Annotated in this window: 16 protein-coding genes and 2 pseudogenes; 11 read left to right on the forward strand and 7 right to left on the reverse strand. The window is 67.2% G+C overall.

Features of this window, described 5'->3' with window-relative positions:
* Nucleotides 1-12: 12 nt before the first annotated feature.
* Entirely contained in the window at nt 13-882 is an 870-nt protein-coding gene (locus LNW72_RS32185) for an SDR family oxidoreductase (RefSeq protein ID WP_250978582.1), read from the forward strand.
* 31 nt (nt 883-913) lie between these two features.
* Here the strand turns inward: LNW72_RS32185 and LNW72_RS32190 are convergent.
* Nucleotides 914-1443: pseudogene (locus LNW72_RS32190) on the reverse strand (transposase).
* Between the two features lie 131 nt (nt 1444-1574).
* Entirely contained in the window at nt 1575-2045 is a 471-nt protein-coding gene (locus tag LNW72_RS32195) for a group II intron maturase-specific domain-containing protein (protein ID WP_250978583.1), read from the reverse strand.
* Between the two features lie 3 nt (nt 2046-2048).
* Here LNW72_RS32195 and LNW72_RS32200 point away from each other — a divergent pair, with 3 nt between their 5' ends.
* From LNW72_RS32200 to LNW72_RS32215, 4 genes are all read left to right on the forward strand, one after another.
* Nucleotides 2049-2222, forward strand: coding sequence for a hypothetical protein (locus LNW72_RS32200; RefSeq protein WP_250978584.1), 174 nt, complete (start codon nt 2049-2051; stop codon nt 2220-2222).
* Between the two features lie 158 nt (nt 2223-2380).
* Nucleotides 2381-3124 carry a glucose 1-dehydrogenase gene (locus LNW72_RS32205; protein WP_250978585.1) on the forward strand — a complete coding sequence of 248 codons (744 nt, stop codon included), beginning with the start codon at nt 2381-2383 and terminating at the stop codon, nt 3122-3124.
* A gap of 74 nt (nt 3125-3198) precedes the next feature.
* Nucleotides 3199-3465: a transposase family protein gene (locus LNW72_RS32210; RefSeq protein WP_250978586.1), complete on the forward strand. Its 267-nt coding sequence runs from the start codon at nt 3199-3201 to the stop codon at nt 3463-3465.
* A gap of 443 nt (nt 3466-3908) precedes the next feature.
* Nucleotides 3909-4478, forward strand: a complete 570-nt coding sequence (locus tag LNW72_RS32215; protein WP_250978587.1) for an RICIN domain-containing protein — start codon at nt 3909-3911, stop codon at nt 4476-4478.
* A 299-nt stretch (nt 4479-4777) separates the two neighbouring features.
* Here LNW72_RS32215 and LNW72_RS32220 read toward each other — a convergent pair whose 3' ends face one another.
* Complete coding sequence (locus LNW72_RS32220) at nt 4778-5014, reverse strand: hypothetical protein (RefSeq protein ID WP_250978588.1); 237 nt, start codon at nt 5012-5014, stop codon at nt 4778-4780.
* Nucleotides 5015-5820: 806 nt separating this feature from the next.
* On the opposite strand from LNW72_RS32220, the pseudogene glnII reads away from it, so the two are divergent.
* From glnII to LNW72_RS32240, 4 genes and pseudogenes are all read left to right on the forward strand, one after another.
* Nucleotides 5821-6843: pseudogene (glnII, locus tag LNW72_RS32225) on the forward strand (glutamine synthetase); the annotation flags it as partial.
* Between the two features lie 186 nt (nt 6844-7029).
* Nucleotides 7030-8241 carry a serine hydrolase domain-containing protein gene (locus tag LNW72_RS32230; RefSeq protein WP_308402151.1) on the forward strand — a complete coding sequence of 404 codons (1212 nt, stop codon included), beginning with the start codon at nt 7030-7032 and terminating at the stop codon, nt 8239-8241.
* Nucleotides 8242-8513: 272 nt separating this feature from the next.
* Complete coding sequence (locus LNW72_RS32235) at nt 8514-9035, forward strand: DM13 domain-containing protein (protein ID WP_285370937.1); 522 nt, start codon at nt 8514-8516, stop codon at nt 9033-9035.
* Between the two features lie 534 nt (nt 9036-9569).
* The gene (locus LNW72_RS32240) at nt 9570-10418 is read left to right on the forward strand and encodes a hypothetical protein (RefSeq protein WP_250978591.1); all 849 of its coding nucleotides are present in this window, start codon (nt 9570-9572) and stop codon (nt 10416-10418) included.
* On the opposite strand, the gene LNW72_RS32245 is transcribed toward LNW72_RS32240, so the two are convergent.
* On the reverse strand, nt 10352-10963 hold the full coding sequence (locus LNW72_RS32245; protein WP_250978592.1) for a TetR/AcrR family transcriptional regulator: 612 nt from the start codon (nt 10961-10963) through the stop codon (nt 10352-10354). The two genes, LNW72_RS32240 and LNW72_RS32245, sit on opposite strands and share 67 nt — an antisense overlap.
* Nucleotides 10964-11428: 465 nt before the next feature.
* Between LNW72_RS32245 and LNW72_RS32250 the strand changes: the two genes are divergently transcribed.
* Entirely contained in the window at nt 11429-12019 is a 591-nt protein-coding gene (locus LNW72_RS32250; RefSeq protein WP_250978593.1) for a ricin-type beta-trefoil lectin domain protein, read from the forward strand.
* A 516-nt stretch (nt 12020-12535) separates the two neighbouring features.
* On the opposite strand, the gene LNW72_RS32255 is transcribed toward LNW72_RS32250, so the two are convergent.
* Nucleotides 12536-13501 carry an alpha/beta hydrolase gene (locus LNW72_RS32255; RefSeq protein ID WP_250978594.1) on the reverse strand — a complete coding sequence of 322 codons (966 nt, stop codon included), beginning with the start codon at nt 13499-13501 and terminating at the stop codon, nt 12536-12538.
* A gap of 186 nt (nt 13502-13687) precedes the next feature.
* On the opposite strand from LNW72_RS32255, the gene LNW72_RS32260 reads away from it, so the two are divergent.
* Nucleotides 13688-14101, forward strand: coding sequence for a MarR family transcriptional regulator (locus LNW72_RS32260; RefSeq protein WP_250980402.1), 414 nt, complete (start codon nt 13688-13690; stop codon nt 14099-14101).
* 141 nt (nt 14102-14242) lie between these two features.
* On the opposite strand, the gene LNW72_RS32265 is transcribed toward LNW72_RS32260, so the two are convergent.
* Entirely contained in the window at nt 14243-15445 is a 1203-nt protein-coding gene (locus LNW72_RS32265; protein ID WP_250978595.1) for an alpha/beta hydrolase, read from the reverse strand.
* Nucleotides 15446-15662: 217 nt separating this feature from the next.
* The gene (locus LNW72_RS32270; protein WP_250978596.1) at nt 15663-16091 is read right to left on the reverse strand and encodes a nuclear transport factor 2 family protein; all 429 of its coding nucleotides are present in this window, start codon (nt 16089-16091) and stop codon (nt 15663-15665) included.
* Between the last annotated feature and the right edge of the window lie 636 nt (nt 16092-16727).

The following is a 16727-nucleotide window of genomic DNA, read 5'->3' on the forward strand; positions in this document are numbered from 1 at the left end:
TGGAAGGAAGGAATGACCAACATGTCGATCGTCGTCACTGGAGCCACCGGCCATCTGGGCAGGCTCACCATCGAGGCACTGCTGCGGCGCGGGATCCCGGCCGCGGACATCATCGCGACCGGCCGAGACATCGCCAGGATCAAGGACCTGGCCGACCGCGGCATCACGGTACGCCGCGCCGACTTCTCGGACACCGACGGCCTGGCCGAGGCATTCGCGGGGGCAGACAGGCTGCTGCTGATCTCGGCCTCGGTCCCCGTGGGCGAGCGGGTCGCCAACCACCGCCGCGTGATCGACGCGGCGGCGTCCGCAGGCGTGTCGCTGGTGGCGTACACGAGCACGACGCACGCGGACACGGTCACCACCGTCATCGGTGCCACGCACGGCGAGACCGAAAAGTATCTGCGGGCCCGCGGAATCCCCAGCGTGATGCTGCGCAACGGCTGGTACCTGGAGAACTACACCAGCCAACTGCCGCAGATCCTGCAGAACGGCGCGGTCGTAGGCGCCGCAGGCGAGGGGCGGATCAGCGCCGCGTCCCGCGCCGACTACGCCGAGGCCGCAGCGGTCGTCCTCACCGCTGAAGGCCACACCGGCGCCGTGTACGAGCTCGGCGGCGACAAATCCTTCACCCTGACCGAGCTCGCTGCTGCGATCACCGATGCGGCCGGAAAGCAGGTTACCTACTCTGACCTCCCGGTCGCCGACTTCGCCCAGGTACTGGCCGCCGCAGGCCTGCCCGCCGAGCTGGCAGAGGTCCTCGCTGACGCTGACCGCGGTATGAACCGCGGCGAGATGTACACCGACTCGGGCGACTTGCGCCGCCTGATCGGCCGCCCGCCCGTGTCCCTGGCCGAAGCCCTCGCGGTCGCCCTGCGTTAATGAGGTTGAACTCGTCATGTAGCCGGGTTGCTCAGGTGGGTCTGATTGTCAGGCCGGTCTCGGCAAGGCAGCCGTCTATGAGTTCGCTGCGGTACTGGATGTGCCGTAGGCCCCGCCGGATGCGCTGGACGAGGTGTTCGGGGGTGCTGAAGGCGACATTGGAGAGCCAGCCGCGTCGCAGGAGGGACCATATCCCCTCGACGGGGTTGAGGTCGGGTGCGTAGGGCGGCAGATAGTAGATGGTCAGCCAGTCCCGGGCCTCGGCGAACTTTGCAGGTCGGCAGCCTTGTGAACGTTGAGGTTGTCCCAGACGAGCACGATCGGGCCACCGAGCTGCTGGTGTGCTGCGATCAACAGGTCCCGGGAGTCGCGCCAGGAGAAGCTCTTGCGCCCATCGCGACGGCCGTCGTCATGGCGGGGCCGGTAGATGAGCCTGGAGCGGTGACCGGGTTTGTAGCAGGTCAGCGTGGCGATGGAAATCCGCCTGCGGGAGCGGCCGCGGACCCGCACCACCGGGGTCCGACCGCGCTGTGACCAGGTCTTCGCGTGCGGCGGCGTCATGGAGAATCCGGCTTCGTCGCTGAGTAGGCCCGGGGCGCGGTGCCGAGATTGCTCCCTGCCCGTTTCCCCGGACCTCTCGCCGAACCCGCCGCGCGCCTCTCGACGCAACGGGCTCTCCACGGTCTCTGCCGTCAGGTGGTTGCAGTGGCCCAGGGGTTGGGAATCGTGTTGCCGCGGTAGCGATACCGGGTGACCGGGATCGCGCTGATCTTCCGCAACTCGATCTCGCCCGCGCTGATCGGCAGCCACCGCCCGGTGGGGGTGGTGAGCCGTCTGCGGACGTCCGACCAGTTCCAGTGATGCCGCTCTTGCAGCAGCCGGATGACTCGCCACCAGACGAGGTTGTCCAGGTTGCTGAAGGTGCGCTTCGCGACGGCATGCCTGAAGTAGTTGGCCCATCCGTGGGTGACCCTGTTCAGATTGATCAGCACCACGGCCAGGTCCTGCTGCGACGTTCTGTGGGTGAGAGTACGGATCTTCGCCTTCACCGACCGGACGGGCCGGTCAGCGATGAAGGTGTAGACGTACCACTTGTCCGTACCGCGCTTGCGGCGCCACTGGATGTGGAACCCCAGGAAGTCGAACCCCTCGCTCAGGTGCACCAGTTGGGTCTGGGCTTCCGAGGGCGCCCCTACAACCAGAAGTACATCTCGGTCGTGGAGACCCCTGACGGCAAGATCAGCCGCTACGTCGACTTCTGGAACCCGCAGGTAGCGGCTGAATCGATGCGCGGTAGCGAGGACGACGGGGTCTTCTCCACCATCGTCGCCAACGACTGATCCCATATCGGCTCCAGGGGAGGCGGGCTGACCGCCTCCCCTGGCATTTCATGCGGAGGTGCGCGCGGATCGCCGGACGCGAGATCGGCGACCGGCGAACGCGCGCGCTTCAGCGATCGCAACATGAATTCGATCACCTGAGAAACGAGGAACTGATCATGGGCAAGCTGAATGGAAAGACTGCGGTCGTCACCGGCGGCACCAGTGGTATTGGGCTGGCTACGGCGAAGCGGCTGACGGCAGAGGGTGCGCACGTCTTCATCACCGGCCGGCGCCCCGATGCCCTGGCCGAAGCCGTGGCGGAGATCGGCGCGAACGTCACCGCCGTACAAGGCGATGCGTCCAACCTTGATGACCTCGACCGGCTCTGGAAGCACGTCCGTCAGGAACGGGGCTCGGTCGACGTGATCGTGGCGAATGCCGCCTTCGTCGAGCTGGCCACCCTGGCCGAAGCCACCCCCGAACACTTCGACACCACCTTCAACACCAACGCCCGGGGCACGTTCTTCACCGTGCAGAAAGCGCTTCCGCTGCTGAACGACGGCGGATCGGTCGTGCTGGTGGCCTCCATCGCGCACCTGCTCGGCGCTCCGCCGTACACCGCCTACTCGGCGGCCAAGGCCGCCATCCGGTCATTCGCCCGCAGTTGGGCGGCGGAACTCAAGGAGCGCGGTATCCGGGTCAACTCGGTCAGCCCAGGCTCGATCGACACTCCCATCTTTGAGACACAAGCTGGGGAGGCCGCTGATGCCCTCCGCGCACAGATGCGGAGCATGGTCCCGCTGAATCGTCTGGGGCATGCGGAGGAAGTGGCTTCCGCCGTACTGTTCCTGGCTGGCGACGACTCCAGCTTCACCACCGGCATCGACCTCGTGATCGACGGTGGTCAGTCCCAGATCTGACCCTCTGTCGGCATGAACGAAACCAGTCATGGCCGACCGCTCCGATCGATCCAGCGGCTCGCGACCTCACGTGGGTGGGCGGAGCGGCCGAGCTGGCGGATGATGAGGCCGGGGAGCAGCCGGCGGTCATCACCGGGTACAAGGCGACCGGCGGTAAACGCCTGTCGGCACCAAAGGGGATCGTGAACCGGCTGATCAGCAGCCTGCGGGCACCGGTCGAGCACGGCTTCGCGAGCCTGAAGACCTTTCGGATCCAGACCAAGATGCGCATGCACCCGCGGCACGCGACCACGCTGGGGCGCGCCCTGCTGGTACTGACGCACCACCAGGTGGCGCGATGACGGACGATCTCCCCGAGACGATCACCGTGATGAGCTGCGCGAGCACCCCAACCACTCGTCACGCCGGGGCCGGCGACCTGCACGAATCACGATGAAACTTCCTCAGTGCGCTGACCACCGAGCACGGAGACCCTTTCATGATGCCTGCGATCGCACTCATCGTGTTCGTCAGGCTCGCGCTCGACCTCTCCGGCCTCCGGACCGCACGGGCGATCTGGCGGCAGCCGAGGGGCTAAATGTGCCTTACCGAAGGACTTGCTCCGGTCAGCCGTCATTGGGTTGTCAGGGCGCTCCCGCGCTTGTTGCATAACTCTGCTGGCACCGGTGCTGATCGGTGATGAGGCTCGGCGAGCTCGCGCCTCAAGCACATGAAAGAACGGGCCGTTGAACGCGGCCCGCCTTCGGAAGGGTATTCAAGGATGAACAAGGTTAAGGGTGCGGACATGCAAGCCGCCACTGGAACGCCGGGACTGATCGGCGGTGGAACCGGGCGTCGTCCGCTTCGCCGCATAGCAGCCCTCGCCGTTCTGCCCGCAGCCCTCTGCGCGCTGGGGGCCTTCCAGGTCCCCGCGAACGCCGCCACCGGCTACATCGGCGACAACATCCTGCGGAACATCGAGACCGGGCGCTGCCTGGACAGCAACGCGAGCGGCGCGGTCTACACGATGCCCTGCAGCCTGCCCGTGAAGAGCAACCAGTACCAGCTGTGGGAGCCGCAACTGGTCTTCCGCGGGTCCTCTGACGTTGTGATCGTCAAGAACGTCGCCACCCAGCGCTGCCTCACTCTGAACGGATCGCTCGCCGGCGTTCACACGGAATCGTGCGACTCGGGCCACTCCGACCAGAAATGGTCGGCGAAGGGCAGCGGCTGGGACAAGATCAACCTCGAAATTACATACGCGCGCGGCCGCGGCGGGTTCATCTCGGTTGATCTCGACAGCAACCGCCAGGGGAACGCCTACGCGAGCGAGTACAACGGGAGCGGATTCCAGAGGTGGAAGTTCGGCTACTGACCAGCCCGCACGACCTGACCTAGAGGTCGCGGCGCGCGGGAGGGCAGAAGCGGAATGCCTCGTCCTCCCGCGGAGCCCGTTCTCCCGCGATAGCCGGGAGGAAGAGGCTTTCCTTCGACTCTAGGGTGGCGGCTCGCGCCGGCCGGGCCTGCTGTGCTTCAGGCCTGGCCGGGTTCGGGGCGCCAGACGGGGGGTCCGCCGCCGCGCCACTCGAGGCGGCCGCCGACCGTGCCGCCGAGTACGGATCGCCGTTGGCCCGGGGCACTCTGTCGTGGATGCGTGAACGCTCCGGGGACCGTTCAGGCTCCGGACGGGCCGTGCGGCGCGCAGTGGACCTGGGTGCGGTCGAGGCTTGGACGGCGTTGGGCCGGGTGCGCGAGGACGGCGGCCACACTGCGGGTGCTGAGCGCTGCTACCTGCGCGGGGCGCCGGCCGGTGACACGGCCGCGCTCGCGGCGCTGGGACCGCTTCGGGCCGGCTTCGGACGCATGGCCGAGGCGCGGGAGGCCTACCGGCACGCCGTTGACGCGGGTCATCCCGAGTCATGGGAGGGCCTGTTGTCGGTCCTCGTCACGCTCCCGTCGCGCCCGGCCGACATCCCGCCTCCGCCGCGTCGGCCTGCCCGTCACGGCGGAGGCGTCCGATACACCCGGGCCGGGCAGCGGGAGTACCGGCTTCGCGTGACACCTGGCATCGCGGGGTCCGACCGTTCAGTGGCATCCCGTCCGCCCAGAGTTCGGCCCGGGTGCACCGTCGGCGATCCCACCGGTCCACGGGCCGGACGCTCCCGCCGGTGTCCCGCCGGAGGCCGAGGGCACAAGGGCGGGTTCACCGCCGGCGAACACATCTTCTTCGTCGCCATCGACGGACGCATCCAGACCCAGGTGGTGTGGGAGCTACCGAAACGCGGACCGGGGAGTATCGGCTAGGGCACCCAGGGATTTGCCGGGATGAGGTCACGCAGCTTGAAACGACCTGCGGAAATTGATGGAGTCGGATCCACGGGGAGTGTCCCCCACACTCCCTAAGACCTCAGCCGGGCTGCACGGCGTGCCTCGACCCGGGCTTCACGGCGTGCCTCGGCTGAGGTCTTTCATCGGAAGGACGCGGGTACTTCGTAAGCGCCCTTCCGCTGCCGCTGGGCTCGACCATTCAGAGCTGCCGCTCCAGGGGACCAGTCTTCGAATGCACGGGAAAGCAGGTACCGCCATGGCCGAATTGGGGAGCAGAGCATGGCGATGATTTCGTTCGTGCTGTTGACAGCACCGAGGGGGCCACTGGAGCGGACGCCAACATCGCGATCGGGACCTCGCCATTCCAGCTATCGCCAGAAGGACATGTCATGAGTTTCCGCGCTGAGTACATCTGGATCGACGGTACGTCTCCGACCGCGAAGCTGCGTTCGAAGACGAAGGTCGTGGAGGTGGGTGCTACTCCGCCGACCTGGGGCTTTGATGGTTCCAGTACCAATCAGGCGGAGGGTTTTGCATCGGACCGGGTGCTGGAGCCGGTGTTCATGTGCCCGGATCCGATCCGGGGCGGTGACAACGTGCTGGTGCTCTGCGAGGTGCTCAACACCGATGGCACCGCGCACGATTCCAACACCCGGGCTGCGCTGCGTGCGGTCGCCGAGGAGTTCGCGAAGCATTATTCGCTCTTCGGTATCGAGCAGGAGTACACCTTCTTCGATGGTGCCCGGCCGCTCGGTTTCCCCGAGAGCGGGTTCCCGGCGCCGCAGGGTGGTTACTACTGCGGTGTCGGTGCGGATGAGATCTTCGGCCGTGAGATCGTCGAGAAGCACCTGGACCGTTGTATGGCGGCTGGTCTGGACATCTGCGGGATCAATGCCGAGGTGATGCCGGGGCAGTGGGAGTTCCAGATCGGGCCGGTCAGCCCGCTGGAGGTCTCCGACCAGTTGTGGATCGCGCGTTGGCTGCTGTATCGCACGGCGGAGGAGTTCGGTGTGTCGGTCACTCTGGACCCGAAGCCGGTCAAGGGTGATTGGAACGGTGCGGGCGCGCACACCAATTTCTCGACGAGGGCGATGCGTGAGAACTACGGCTTCGGCGCGATCGTCGCGGCGTGCGAGTCGCTGGGGGAGGGTTCCAAGCCGCTGGACCACGTCAAGAACTACGGTGCGGGCATCGATGGCCGTCTGACGGGTTCGCATGAGACCGCGCGGTGGGACGCGTACAGCTACGGGGTGTCCGACCGCGGGGCCTCGGTCCGCATCCCGTGGCAGGTTCACCGGGACGGCAACGGCTACATCGAGGACCGTCGCCCCAACGCCAACGCCGACCCCTACATCGTCACCCGCCTCATCGTCGACACCTGCTGCACCGCGCTGGACACGGCCGGTCTGGTCTCACCCAGCACCACCGATTGCTGGCCCTCGTCACCAGTACTGGGTCCGGGCTGGCACGACATCAGATGAGCTTGCACAGGTTCGCTGTCGTAGCGAGCCTTCGCCGTCGATGGTCCCCTGGGGCGGGCGACTGCCCTGCGCGAAATTCTGTTACCGCACCTTCTGAGCCAAGGAACTTCCCCCGTGATTCCATTCTCTACCCGTGGCCGGGCCATCGGCGTTGCCCTCTTGATCTCAGTGGCGGGCGTCGTGCCGGCCACCGGAGCTCAGGCGGCGACGATCCTTCCCGCGCCTGATCTCGATACCCTCACCAAGGCCCTGGAAGACACGCGGGCCGCAGGAGCGCCGGGTGCGATGGCCCAGATCAGCGGCCGTGACGGCGTGTGGAACGCATCGGTCGGTGTCCGGGACACTGCTTCGGGCGCGGCCATGGACACCAAGGCCCGTTTCCGTATGGGCAGTGTCACGAAGACCTTCTCGGCGGTCGTGCTGCTTCAGTTGGTGGCCGAGAAGAAGATGGAGTTGGACACTTCAGTCAACCGCTACCTTCCAGGGCTGCTGCCGGATGACCGGATCACCGTGCGGCACCTGCTGACCCACCGCAGTGGGCTCGCGGACTACACCAACACGATGTTCCACGACACCGTTCCCGGCTTCGAGGCCGTCCGGAACAAGGTGTTCACGTACGACGAGCTGGTGAAGCTCTCGCTGAGTGAGCCCCGTACGACTGTGCCGGGCGGCTCCTACCAGTACTCGAACGCGAACTTCGTGATTGTCGGCATGCTCATCGAGAAGGTCACGGGGAACCCGGTGGCCAAGGAGTACGAGCGCCGCATCATCACGCCTCTGAAGCTCGATAACACCTCGTACGTGCACCCGGGCACGCAGATCGAAGGCCTGCAGGTCCGTGGCTACCTGACCCCCGACCAGGCCGGGCTGCCGCTGGTCGACTCCACCGATCAGACGGTGTCCTGGGCGCAGTCGGCTGGGGCGATGATCTCGAATGCCGCCGACCTCAACACGTTCACCTCCGCGCTGATGACCGGCAAGCTGGTGCCCGGGCCGATACTGGACCAGATGCTCACGATGGCCTCCGTCGATGCGACGAACACCCGTTTCTACGGGCTGGGCCTGCGCCGCTACGACCTGTCGTGCGGGACCTCCGTCTACGGACACACGGGCACGGTGCAGGGGTTCTACACGTATGCGTTCTCTACCCGTGACGGCGGACGCACCCTCACTGCCCTGGCGAATACCTCGAACCGCGGTGTCGCCAACACTGCGCTCGGCGGCACGCTGGAGGCGGCGTTCTGCGGCAAGAAGCCCGCGGCGGCGACCAGGCGCGGCTTCGCACTGGCACCGGCCGAGATGGACGAGTCGACGCATCTCGCCCGCTGACCGGGTCCGGGGGCCAAAGAGCCGGCGAGGCCTGCTCCCTGAACGCGGGCGCGGTTGCGCAAGTCGTCGGACCCCACGGCGCCTGCCGCCACCGTTGCGATGTGGGTCCGGCCTGCTACCTCTGAGCCACTCGTAAGGAATCCGTCATCCCGGCAAAGCTGCTGGGATGCCTTTGTACCCCATTGAATGGCGATGAGACGGTGAACAGTGATCGCGGAAACGGAGCAGCAGTGAGGGCCAGAGCGAGACGCAAACGGCTGGTCGCCGGGGTGCTGATCACGGCTGCAGTGGTGCTGGGTGTCGGACTGTACTGGTTCCAGCCGTGGAAGCTCTGGCTGGACGTGCGAGTCAGCGAGGCGTTGCCGACGGTCCAGGTCGGCCTGCCCAAAGGCTCCTCGCCGACACAGGCGTCCACGAATCCGCCTTCAGCGCCTTCGGGACCGCAGACGCTGGCGCGAGGCGATCTGATCAGTCACGAGCACAACACCACGGGCACGGTGAAGCTGATCCGGCTCCCTGATGGCTCCCGGATCCTGCGGCTGGAGAACCTCGACACCAGCAATGGTCCTGAACTTCGTGTTTGGCTCACCGATGCGCCCGTGAAGAAGGGCGCGGAGGGCTGGAGCGTCTTTGACGACGGCAAGTACGTCAGCCTGGGCAAGCTCAAGGGCAACAAAGGCGACCAGAACTACACGATTCCCGCGGATGTGAACCTCGCTGACTACACCAGCGTCACCATCTGGTGCGACCGCTTCAATGTCTCTTTCGGAGCGGCCGAGTTGGCCAAAGCCTGAGCCTCATCACGTGAAGCCGGACACCCCGTATCCGCCCATGCCCGCACCCACGCCGTCCGCCTCGGTGGCGACCGGCACTGCCGATGCGACGGTGATGCAGCCGTAGCCACGTGGCTCAACTGCAGTCGCTCACACGACCATGGCCGGATCGAAGGCCGCCATCCATCGGGCGAGCTGCCCATGCGGCGGTACACGGCCGGGGAGCACGGGGAAGGCGTTGCCTTGCCGGTGGTCGGCGTGCCGCGGGGACGGCTCTGGCGTACGGCCCGGAGGGATCTGCTTCCCGGAAGTACGGGCCCCGACACTATGCACTGCCAAACCACGTGCCACCGAGGCGCTGGCCACGGTCTGAGGTGCCGAGTGCGACACGGCGGGCCGGCTGGACTGGCTGCGTCGTAACAGTGCGGTTCGCGACTCGACATCTGTGGCTTCCCGCTGGAACCGACACCTGGGGACCAGGCCTGTTTCCGTCCGAGGCCCGCCAGTTCGCCCGCTGGAACGCTGGAGCGCCGCCTTCCTTCCGAAAGGAGCAGGATGTACGACCCCGCACATGCCCCCGCCGTACCGTGTTGTCTCCTGGTGATCCATACCGGCGATGAGGGCCACCTCGCTCTCACCCTGGACGGGAAGCGCATCACCGTCGGCTCGGACCTGGACGAGTTGCGCGAGGCTGGACGAGACGAGCTGCGCATCCGGGCGGCCCTCGCTGGACGGCCCCTACGCGCCCTCAGAATCGAGCCCTCGCCATCTGCACCGTTCAACATGATCATTTACCCCGACGGGACGATGCTCGATGTGCCCGAGCGCCCTGCACTGCCTGCCGAACCCGACCCACTGGCAGAGACGTCCGCAGTCCCGGACCCGGCCCACCTGCCCCCGGCTCCCGCCTGCCTCCCCGAGTCCTACCGGAAAGCGTGGGCGGCGGTGTGGGCCTCACGCGCTGCGGGGGACCTGACCATCGCTGTCGCCCGTGCTCACCGGCTGGAGACGGCGGTGACAGAGCAGCTCGGGGAAAGTCACCCGGCTGCTGTCACGGTCCTCACTGCCCGAGCGTGGCTCACCCTTTGCCAGTGCACTGACTTGCGCGAGACCACACAGCTGCTGATCACGACGACGTTGCGCTGCCATGCCGCCCAATACCTCCCCGAAGCTGACGTGTTGCGCACCGCCCGCAATGCCTATGCCTGCTGGGGTCGGCTGCTGTCTCTTGAACCGCAGGCGGCCATCGACCTTGCACAGCCTTTGGCGGACATGCTCGCCATCCTCGACGAGGACGAACGCGGCAAGCTCCCGCCGCGCTATCGCCTGCCGGACCCTCATTCCTCCTTGCGCGCACCGGGCGAAGCGGAGCCGGAGCCGGAGCCGAGGATTTTGTCGATGTAGGACGCGAGTGCGGAGCGCAGGCCGTCAGGTGTCATCTTCTCGTCGTCGATCAGGTGTGTCACGAGGTCGGCGCGGATGGCTGCCAGCAATGCGTGCGCCGTGAAAGACGCGTCGCGGACGCCGGGTACCTGATCCAGCTCTGTGCGCAGCGTCCCGTGCCACCAGCCGTAGTGCTCGGCCTGGTAAGGGCTGCTGAGCCCGACGTCCTCCGCGAGGGCCATCAGGTTCCGATTTTCGATCTTGAAGCGCAGCGAGGCATCGAGGAGCTCCAGGACCCGCTGCTCGGGCGAGGACCCGGCCGCGTCCTGTGCTTCCCGTACGGCTTCGTGCAGGGGTTCGAGGCGGGAGGCGATCACGGAGCCGATCAGGCCGGCGCGGTCGCCGAAGCCGCGGAAGAGGGTGCCCTTGCCCACGCCCGCGGCCGTCGCGATGTCGTCCATCGACACGCTGTGGGGGCTGCTGCTGGTGGCGAAAAGGGCGTCGGCGGCAGCCAGGACGGCTTCTCGGTTGCGCAGGGCATCCGCGCGCTCTGGGCGCTTGGCCACAGGTCCTCCTTGGTCTTCGGCCGGTCGCGGCCCCGGAACTCATTTGCAGCCGCTTCCCAGGGGTGGCGGCCCGCGTCCGGCCGCGCCTCGCGAAGGCAGGCGCGGCCGGGTCCACGTGACGCACAAGGTGGCAGCTTGTCTTTTATCCTCCGAATTCAAACATGGCATCGTACTTGACACGCTGTCAGCCGTTTTTGTGGACGCGGGTGTGGCTTGGGCGTGCTCCGGAAGGCTCCGACGGGGACGGACCGCGGCATTCCCCGCCCGCAGCCGAAGGGCTGAAGGTGCCTTGCCGAAGGACTTGCTCCGGTCAGCAGTCATTGGGTTGTCGGGGCGCTCCCGCGCTTGTTGCATGACTCCTCTGGCGCCGCCGCTGATCAGTGATGAGGCTCGGCGGGCTCGCGCCTCAAGCACATGAAAGAACGGGCCGTTGCACGCGGCCCGCCTTCGGAAGGATGGTCAAGGGTGGACAAGGTCATGGGTTCGGACACGCAAGCCGCTGCCGGCACGCCGGGACGGATCGGGGGTGGAACCGGGCGTCGTCCGCTTCGCCGCATAGCGGCCCTCGCCGCTGTGCCCGCCGCCCTGTGTGCGGTGGCGGTCTTCCAGGCCCCGGCCGCGAACGCCGCCACCGGCTACATCGGCAACAACTACCTGCGGAACTGGGAGACCGGGCGCTGTTTGGACAGCAACGCCGGCGGCTCGGTCTACACCCTGCCCTGCAACCTTCCTGTGAAGAGCAACAAGAACCAGCTGTGGGAGCCGCAACGGCTCGGCCATGCGTTTTTCTCCGACATTGTCCTCGTCAGGAACGTCGGCACCGACCGCTGCCTCACCATGGACCGATCGCGCTCCGGCGTTCACACAGAACCGTGCAACAGCTCGGACTATTACCAGCAATGGGAGGCGTCTGGCAGCGGCTGGGAGAACATCAGCCTCGAGAAGCGATTCGCGGGCGCGGACAGCTTGTATGCCCTCGACAGCAACCGCCAGGGGGGCGCCTACGCGCGCGAGTTCAACGGGGGCGGATTCCAGCACTGGAAGTTCGGCTTCTGACCACCCGCACGACCTGATTGGGCAAGCCACCCGCGCGGGCGGCTTGCCCAGGGCTCCTGGCTAGGGCCTTTTGCGACCGTGCTGGTCGCAGCCACTCGTTGATGGCTGCGACCAGCACGGTCGCCTCGTAGCCGACGGCGATCTTGGCCTATCGGGTAGCGACGCCCCGGTGTCTGTTGAGCCGGTTGATCCCGCACTCGACCGCGTGCAGCTGCTTGTAGTCGTCTCCGTCGAACTTCGGCGGCCCTCCGCCCCGCGAACCGCGGTTCTCCGGGTTGCGGACCCGGTCTGCGGGCACTGGTCTGGAGGGGCCCCATCCACTTGCGCGACAGGCCGTAAACCCCGGACGCCCGGGCCCGGCCGCGGCACCAGCCGCCGTGGCCTGCGGGTAGAACCGCCAAACGGCAAGCCCAGCTCAGCGATCAGCAGGCGGCGTTGACGGGCCCCATGCGGCAGATCGAGCCCCTCAACCGCGACGCGCGGCCCCCGCTGCTGCCCGGGCCGGCCGGCGGATGGTCAGTTGGCGCCGAGGGCTTGGCGCAGGGTGGCGGTGGCGAGGTTGATGGCGGACTCGGCGGCATGGGTCTCGCGCAGTGCGTTGAGCATGACGAAGTCGTGGATGATGCCCTGGTAGCGGACTGCGGTGACCGCAACCCCGGCGGTGCGGAGCTTGTTGGCGTAGGCCTCGCCCTCGTCGCGCAGCACGTCGGCCTCACCGGTGATGACCAGTGCCGGGGGCAGGCCGGTGAGCTGCTCGGTCGTGGCGCGCAGCGGGGATGCGGTGATCTGGGCCCGCTCGGTCTCATCGGTCGTGTACTGGTCCCAGAACCACTGCATACCGTCTCGGCGCAGGAAGTAGCCCTCGGCGAACTGCCGGTAGGACGGGGTGTCGAAGCTGGCGTCGGTCACCGGGTAGAAGAGCACCTGGTGGAGGAGCTTGACGTCGCCGCGCTCCTTCGCCATCAGGGTCAGCGCGGCACTCATGTTGCCGCCGACCGAGTCGCCGGCCACCGCGATACGGGTGCCGTCCAGGTCCTTGGTGGCGCCGTGGGTGGTCACCCACTGGGCGACCGCGTAGTTCTGCTCGATGGCGACGGGGTAACGGGCTTCCGGGGAGAGGTCGTACTCGGGGAAGACCACCGCGGCGCGTGCGCCGACGACCAGTTCGCGCACCAGGCGGTCGTGGGTATGGGCGTTGCCGAAGACCCAGCCCGCGCCGTGGATGTAGAGGACGACGGGCAGGGTTCCGGCGATGCCGGCCGGGCGGACGATGCGGGCCCTGACGCTGCCGGTCGGACCGCCGGGGACAGTGATCCACTCCTCGTCCACCGACGGCTGGGTGACCTCACCGGACTGGACGTCGTCCACCGCCGCGCGGCCGTCTGCAGGCGGGATCTCGAACAGGTACGGGGGCTGGGCGGTGGCCTCGGCGAACGCGGCGGCCGCGGGCTCTAGGACCGGCGCAGTGACGTGCTCGGACATGGTGTCTCCTTCGGATGAGGCTCAGGGTCCAGCTCGATGGCCCGAAACCTAGCCTACGATTAGATCGTGCACAAGTTAAATGTGCACGTGGACATCGCCCACACTTGGAGCTACCCTCATCCGGTGACCAGCCATGATCCCGACCAACAGTCCGAGCCGGGGTTCTCCGTGCTCCTCGACGACCAGATGTGCTTCGCCCTCTATGCCGCCTCCCGCGCCGTCACCGGGCTCTACAGGCCGCTACTGGAGGAACTCGGGCTCACTTACCCCCAGTACCTCGTGCTGCTGGTGCTCTGGAACCAGGACGAGGTCTCGGTCAAGGAACTCGGTGCCGCGCTCCACCTCGACTACGGCACTCTGACGCCCCTGCTCAAGCGCCTGGAGACGAACGGGCTTCTGCGCCGCGAACGCCGCCCCGATGACGAGCGCACGGTCCGCATCGCCCTCACCGACGCAGGAACGGCCCTGCGCGAGCGAGCCCGCGCCATCCCCGCCGCGATCGGCGACGCCATGGGCCTGGAACCCGAGGCGTTCGAGCGCACCCGTGCCACCCTCCGACAGCTCACCGAGAACGTCACCGCCCGCACCGCCCGCACCTGAACCCAGGGCCGCCTACCAGGACGGAATCCGGAGGCGAGGAAGACCACGACCAGTGGAACCCCTGGTCGTGGTCTTCGCGTGGGCGGATCGGTGGGCTCGTCCTTCAACATCCTGGCGATCACCGGACGTTGAACGGCAAGGTCAGATCGTGTCGTCGAGCCAGTCGAAGACTCGCGCTACCGCCAGGCGGAAGGCGCCCGGGTGGCAGTGGGCGTCGGCGCCTTCGTCCTCAGTGAAACTCAGGAGTGTCTTGGGCGCCGTGAGGTTCCGGTAGAGCTTGCGCGGGTCGGATTCCACGGCCGCGGAGTAGTAAAGGTCGTCGGTCGCCTCGCATACCAGCACCGGGCAGGTGATCTTCTTCGCACTGCCGTCGCTCAAGGTGTAGCGGGCGTACTCCGCGAGGAACTCCCGGTCGGTCGCGGTCCTGGTGACGTAGCGGCCGTGGTCGAAAGCCCAGCGCAGGATCGGGCTCCGCGTGCGGGCATGGGCAAGCATGCGATCCAGTTCTTCGTCGTGCTCTGCGGCGGCGCGCCGGACGGCTTCCTCGTGTGGCAGCGGGAGGTGCGCGGTCAGGGCGGAGGCGGCGTCGAAGACTCCGTCGAGGGCGACGACGGCGGCCAGGCGTGACTCGTAGGCGGCCGCGCGGGGCGCGAGGTAGCCGCCGAGGCTGACCCCGAGCAGTGCGATGCGAGCGGGGTCGACGCCCGGGTCCCGGGTGAGGAAGTCCAGGACCGGCCCGATCACGTTCTCCCAGTCCGGCCGGAATACCAGCCCATCCCGATGGATTGCGGCGGGCTGTCCAGGGCCGTCGAACGTGAGGACGTGGTAGCCGCGTTCCTGCCCGCCGAGCGCGCCGACGAAGTGAAGCTCCTCTGCGGCGCCGTCGAATCCGTTGTGCATCACCAACGCCGGCCTCGGACCTTCGCCCGCTGCCCGGTAGAAATAGCCGCGCAGCATCGCGCCCTCGTAGGGGATCTTGACGGGGGTGACGTCAGGAAGGTGCGATATGGCGTCGTGGAAGCAAGCGACGCTCTGCTCGTAGGCGTGGTCGATGCGCGGGTCGTCGGGGTTCCCGTGGAGGAAGAACTCGGCCGCCCGGTAGTAACTGGAGGCCCGCAGCAGCCCGTCGTGTGCGCTGACGGGGTGGGCCGCTCGTGCCTCGGTCTCCAGGCGCTTGGCAGTGGACAGCCAGGCGTCGTGCCAGCCGTCGTAGTCGCCGGGAGTGACTCGGGAGACGGTGGCGATGACTTCGCCGACGTCCGAGCCGCCGTACGCGGCGAGGCCGAGGTTCCGTAGCGTCTCGAACCAGAATGCCGGATCATCGTGGAACATCAGCTGCTTCATGACATCTCTCATTCGGCTCAGGCACGGAATGTGCTCCGGGGCGCTCGGTGAGGCGCTCGACGGTGTCCGGGGTGCGGTTCCCGGCGCTGTGATCGACGGCGTGGTTCGTGCCGGCCGGCACGGTGGCGAACGTCGGGAGGTCTCGGCCCGGTGGGAGTGAGGACGTGTTCGCCGGTGAGAGTGGGTACGGCCACAGCGGCGAGGGCGCCGGTGGCGGTCATCCCGGCTCTTGTACGTAGTCGACACCGGGCTGCGATACGACGAGGGGGTTCCAGTAGGCGCGGTAGCAGGTGATGAGCCCGTCCTTGACCTTGACCACGGCGATATAGGGCACGCCGAAGGGACTGTTGTCGGCTTTCGCCAGTCCGCCGTCACCTCGCATATCCACCACGATCGTTTCGGGGTCGGCGCCTTGGTGGATCCTCACGTCAGGGAAGTCGTGCATGTGGACGTGGTCGGGGTAGCGGCGTGTGTAGTCGCTGACCGCGGCCTTGCCTTCGAGGCGATGAGGCCAGCCCTCGGGTGTGAAGGGGAATTCGAGGACGCCATCGTCATCCCACAGGTCCAGCCAGGCGGGCAGGTCCTTCTGGCGCAGCAGTCGCAGGCTGTGGCGGTAGAGCTCTGCGGGTGTGATCGGGATTGACATGATCAAGGAGTCCGTTCTGCTCGACATCGCAGCGGCCCTGGCCATCGGATGCGGCTGTTCGTCACAAGAAGGTCGATCTCCGCGAGCACGGCTCGGCACGGCAGTGCGCCCCACCATGAAAACGGACCGACAGTCCGCATAATTTAGAGCATACGGACCGTGGGTCCGTTTAGCAATCCCGGTGCGGTTGGCTGGTCCGCACCGTCGCTGCAGACTGATCCGGGGCTGACGCTGCCCAGAGCGCTCGTTTGCCCGGCTTCATCAGTCCGAATGACTCGGGTCAGCTGCGGAGCCGGTCCGACCTTCGTGAGGACCTACTGGAACTGGCCTACATCATCTGTCATCGGCGGCTGCGGACCTCGCTCCGAAACGGGCAGCAGGCCGAAGGCTTACGTGTGTCCGACCGAAGGCTTTGTCCTGGTCGGCGGCCAGGGGTTGTCGAGTCCCGCCCGCCCTTGGTCACATGGCTGTTCGAGCATCGTCTTCGGCCGGCGCGCATGCGCCGCCACACGTGCTCCAAGCAGGTCCTCACAGGCCGTGAGGCGACTGCCCTCACCAGTTGTGCACGAGGCGGGCTCTCACGTCCGCCTTGGTCCTATCGGACCGCACGCAAGCTGCACATCACCGTCCCGGAAG

This window comes from Streptomyces sp. RKAG293 (assembly GCF_023701745.1).
GTDB lineage: Bacteria > Actinomycetota > Actinomycetes > Streptomycetales > Streptomycetaceae > Actinacidiphila.

Coding starts and splice junctions, on each gene's coding strand:
- LNW72_RS32185 (WP_250978582.1), top strand. CDS start 13: ATGACCAACATGTCGATCGTCGTCACTGGAGCCACCGGCCATCTGGGC.
- LNW72_RS32205 (WP_250978585.1), top strand. CDS start 2,381: ATGGGCAAGCTGAATGGAAAGACTGCGGTCGTCACCGGCGGCACCAGT.
- LNW72_RS32215 (WP_250978587.1), top strand. CDS start 3,909: ATGCAAGCCGCCACTGGAACGCCGGGACTGATCGGCGGTGGAACCGGG.
- LNW72_RS32220 (WP_250978588.1), bottom strand. CDS start 5,014: ATGACCCGCGTCAACGGCGTGCCGGTAGGCCTCCCGCGCCTCGGCCAT.
- LNW72_RS32240 (WP_250978591.1), top strand. CDS start 9,570: ATGTACGACCCCGCACATGCCCCCGCCGTACCGTGTTGTCTCCTGGTG.
- LNW72_RS32255 (WP_250978594.1), bottom strand. CDS start 13,501: ATGTCCGAGCACGTCACTGCGCCGGTCCTAGAGCCCGCGGCCGCCGCG.
- LNW72_RS32260 (WP_250980402.1), top strand. CDS start 13,688: ATGTGCTTCGCCCTCTATGCCGCCTCCCGCGCCGTCACCGGGCTCTAC.
- LNW72_RS32265 (WP_250978595.1), bottom strand. CDS start 15,445: ATGAAGCAGCTGATGTTCCACGATGATCCGGCATTCTGGTTCGAGACG.
- LNW72_RS32270 (WP_250978596.1), bottom strand. CDS start 16,091: ATGTCAATCCCGATCACACCCGCAGAGCTCTACCGCCACAGCCTGCGA.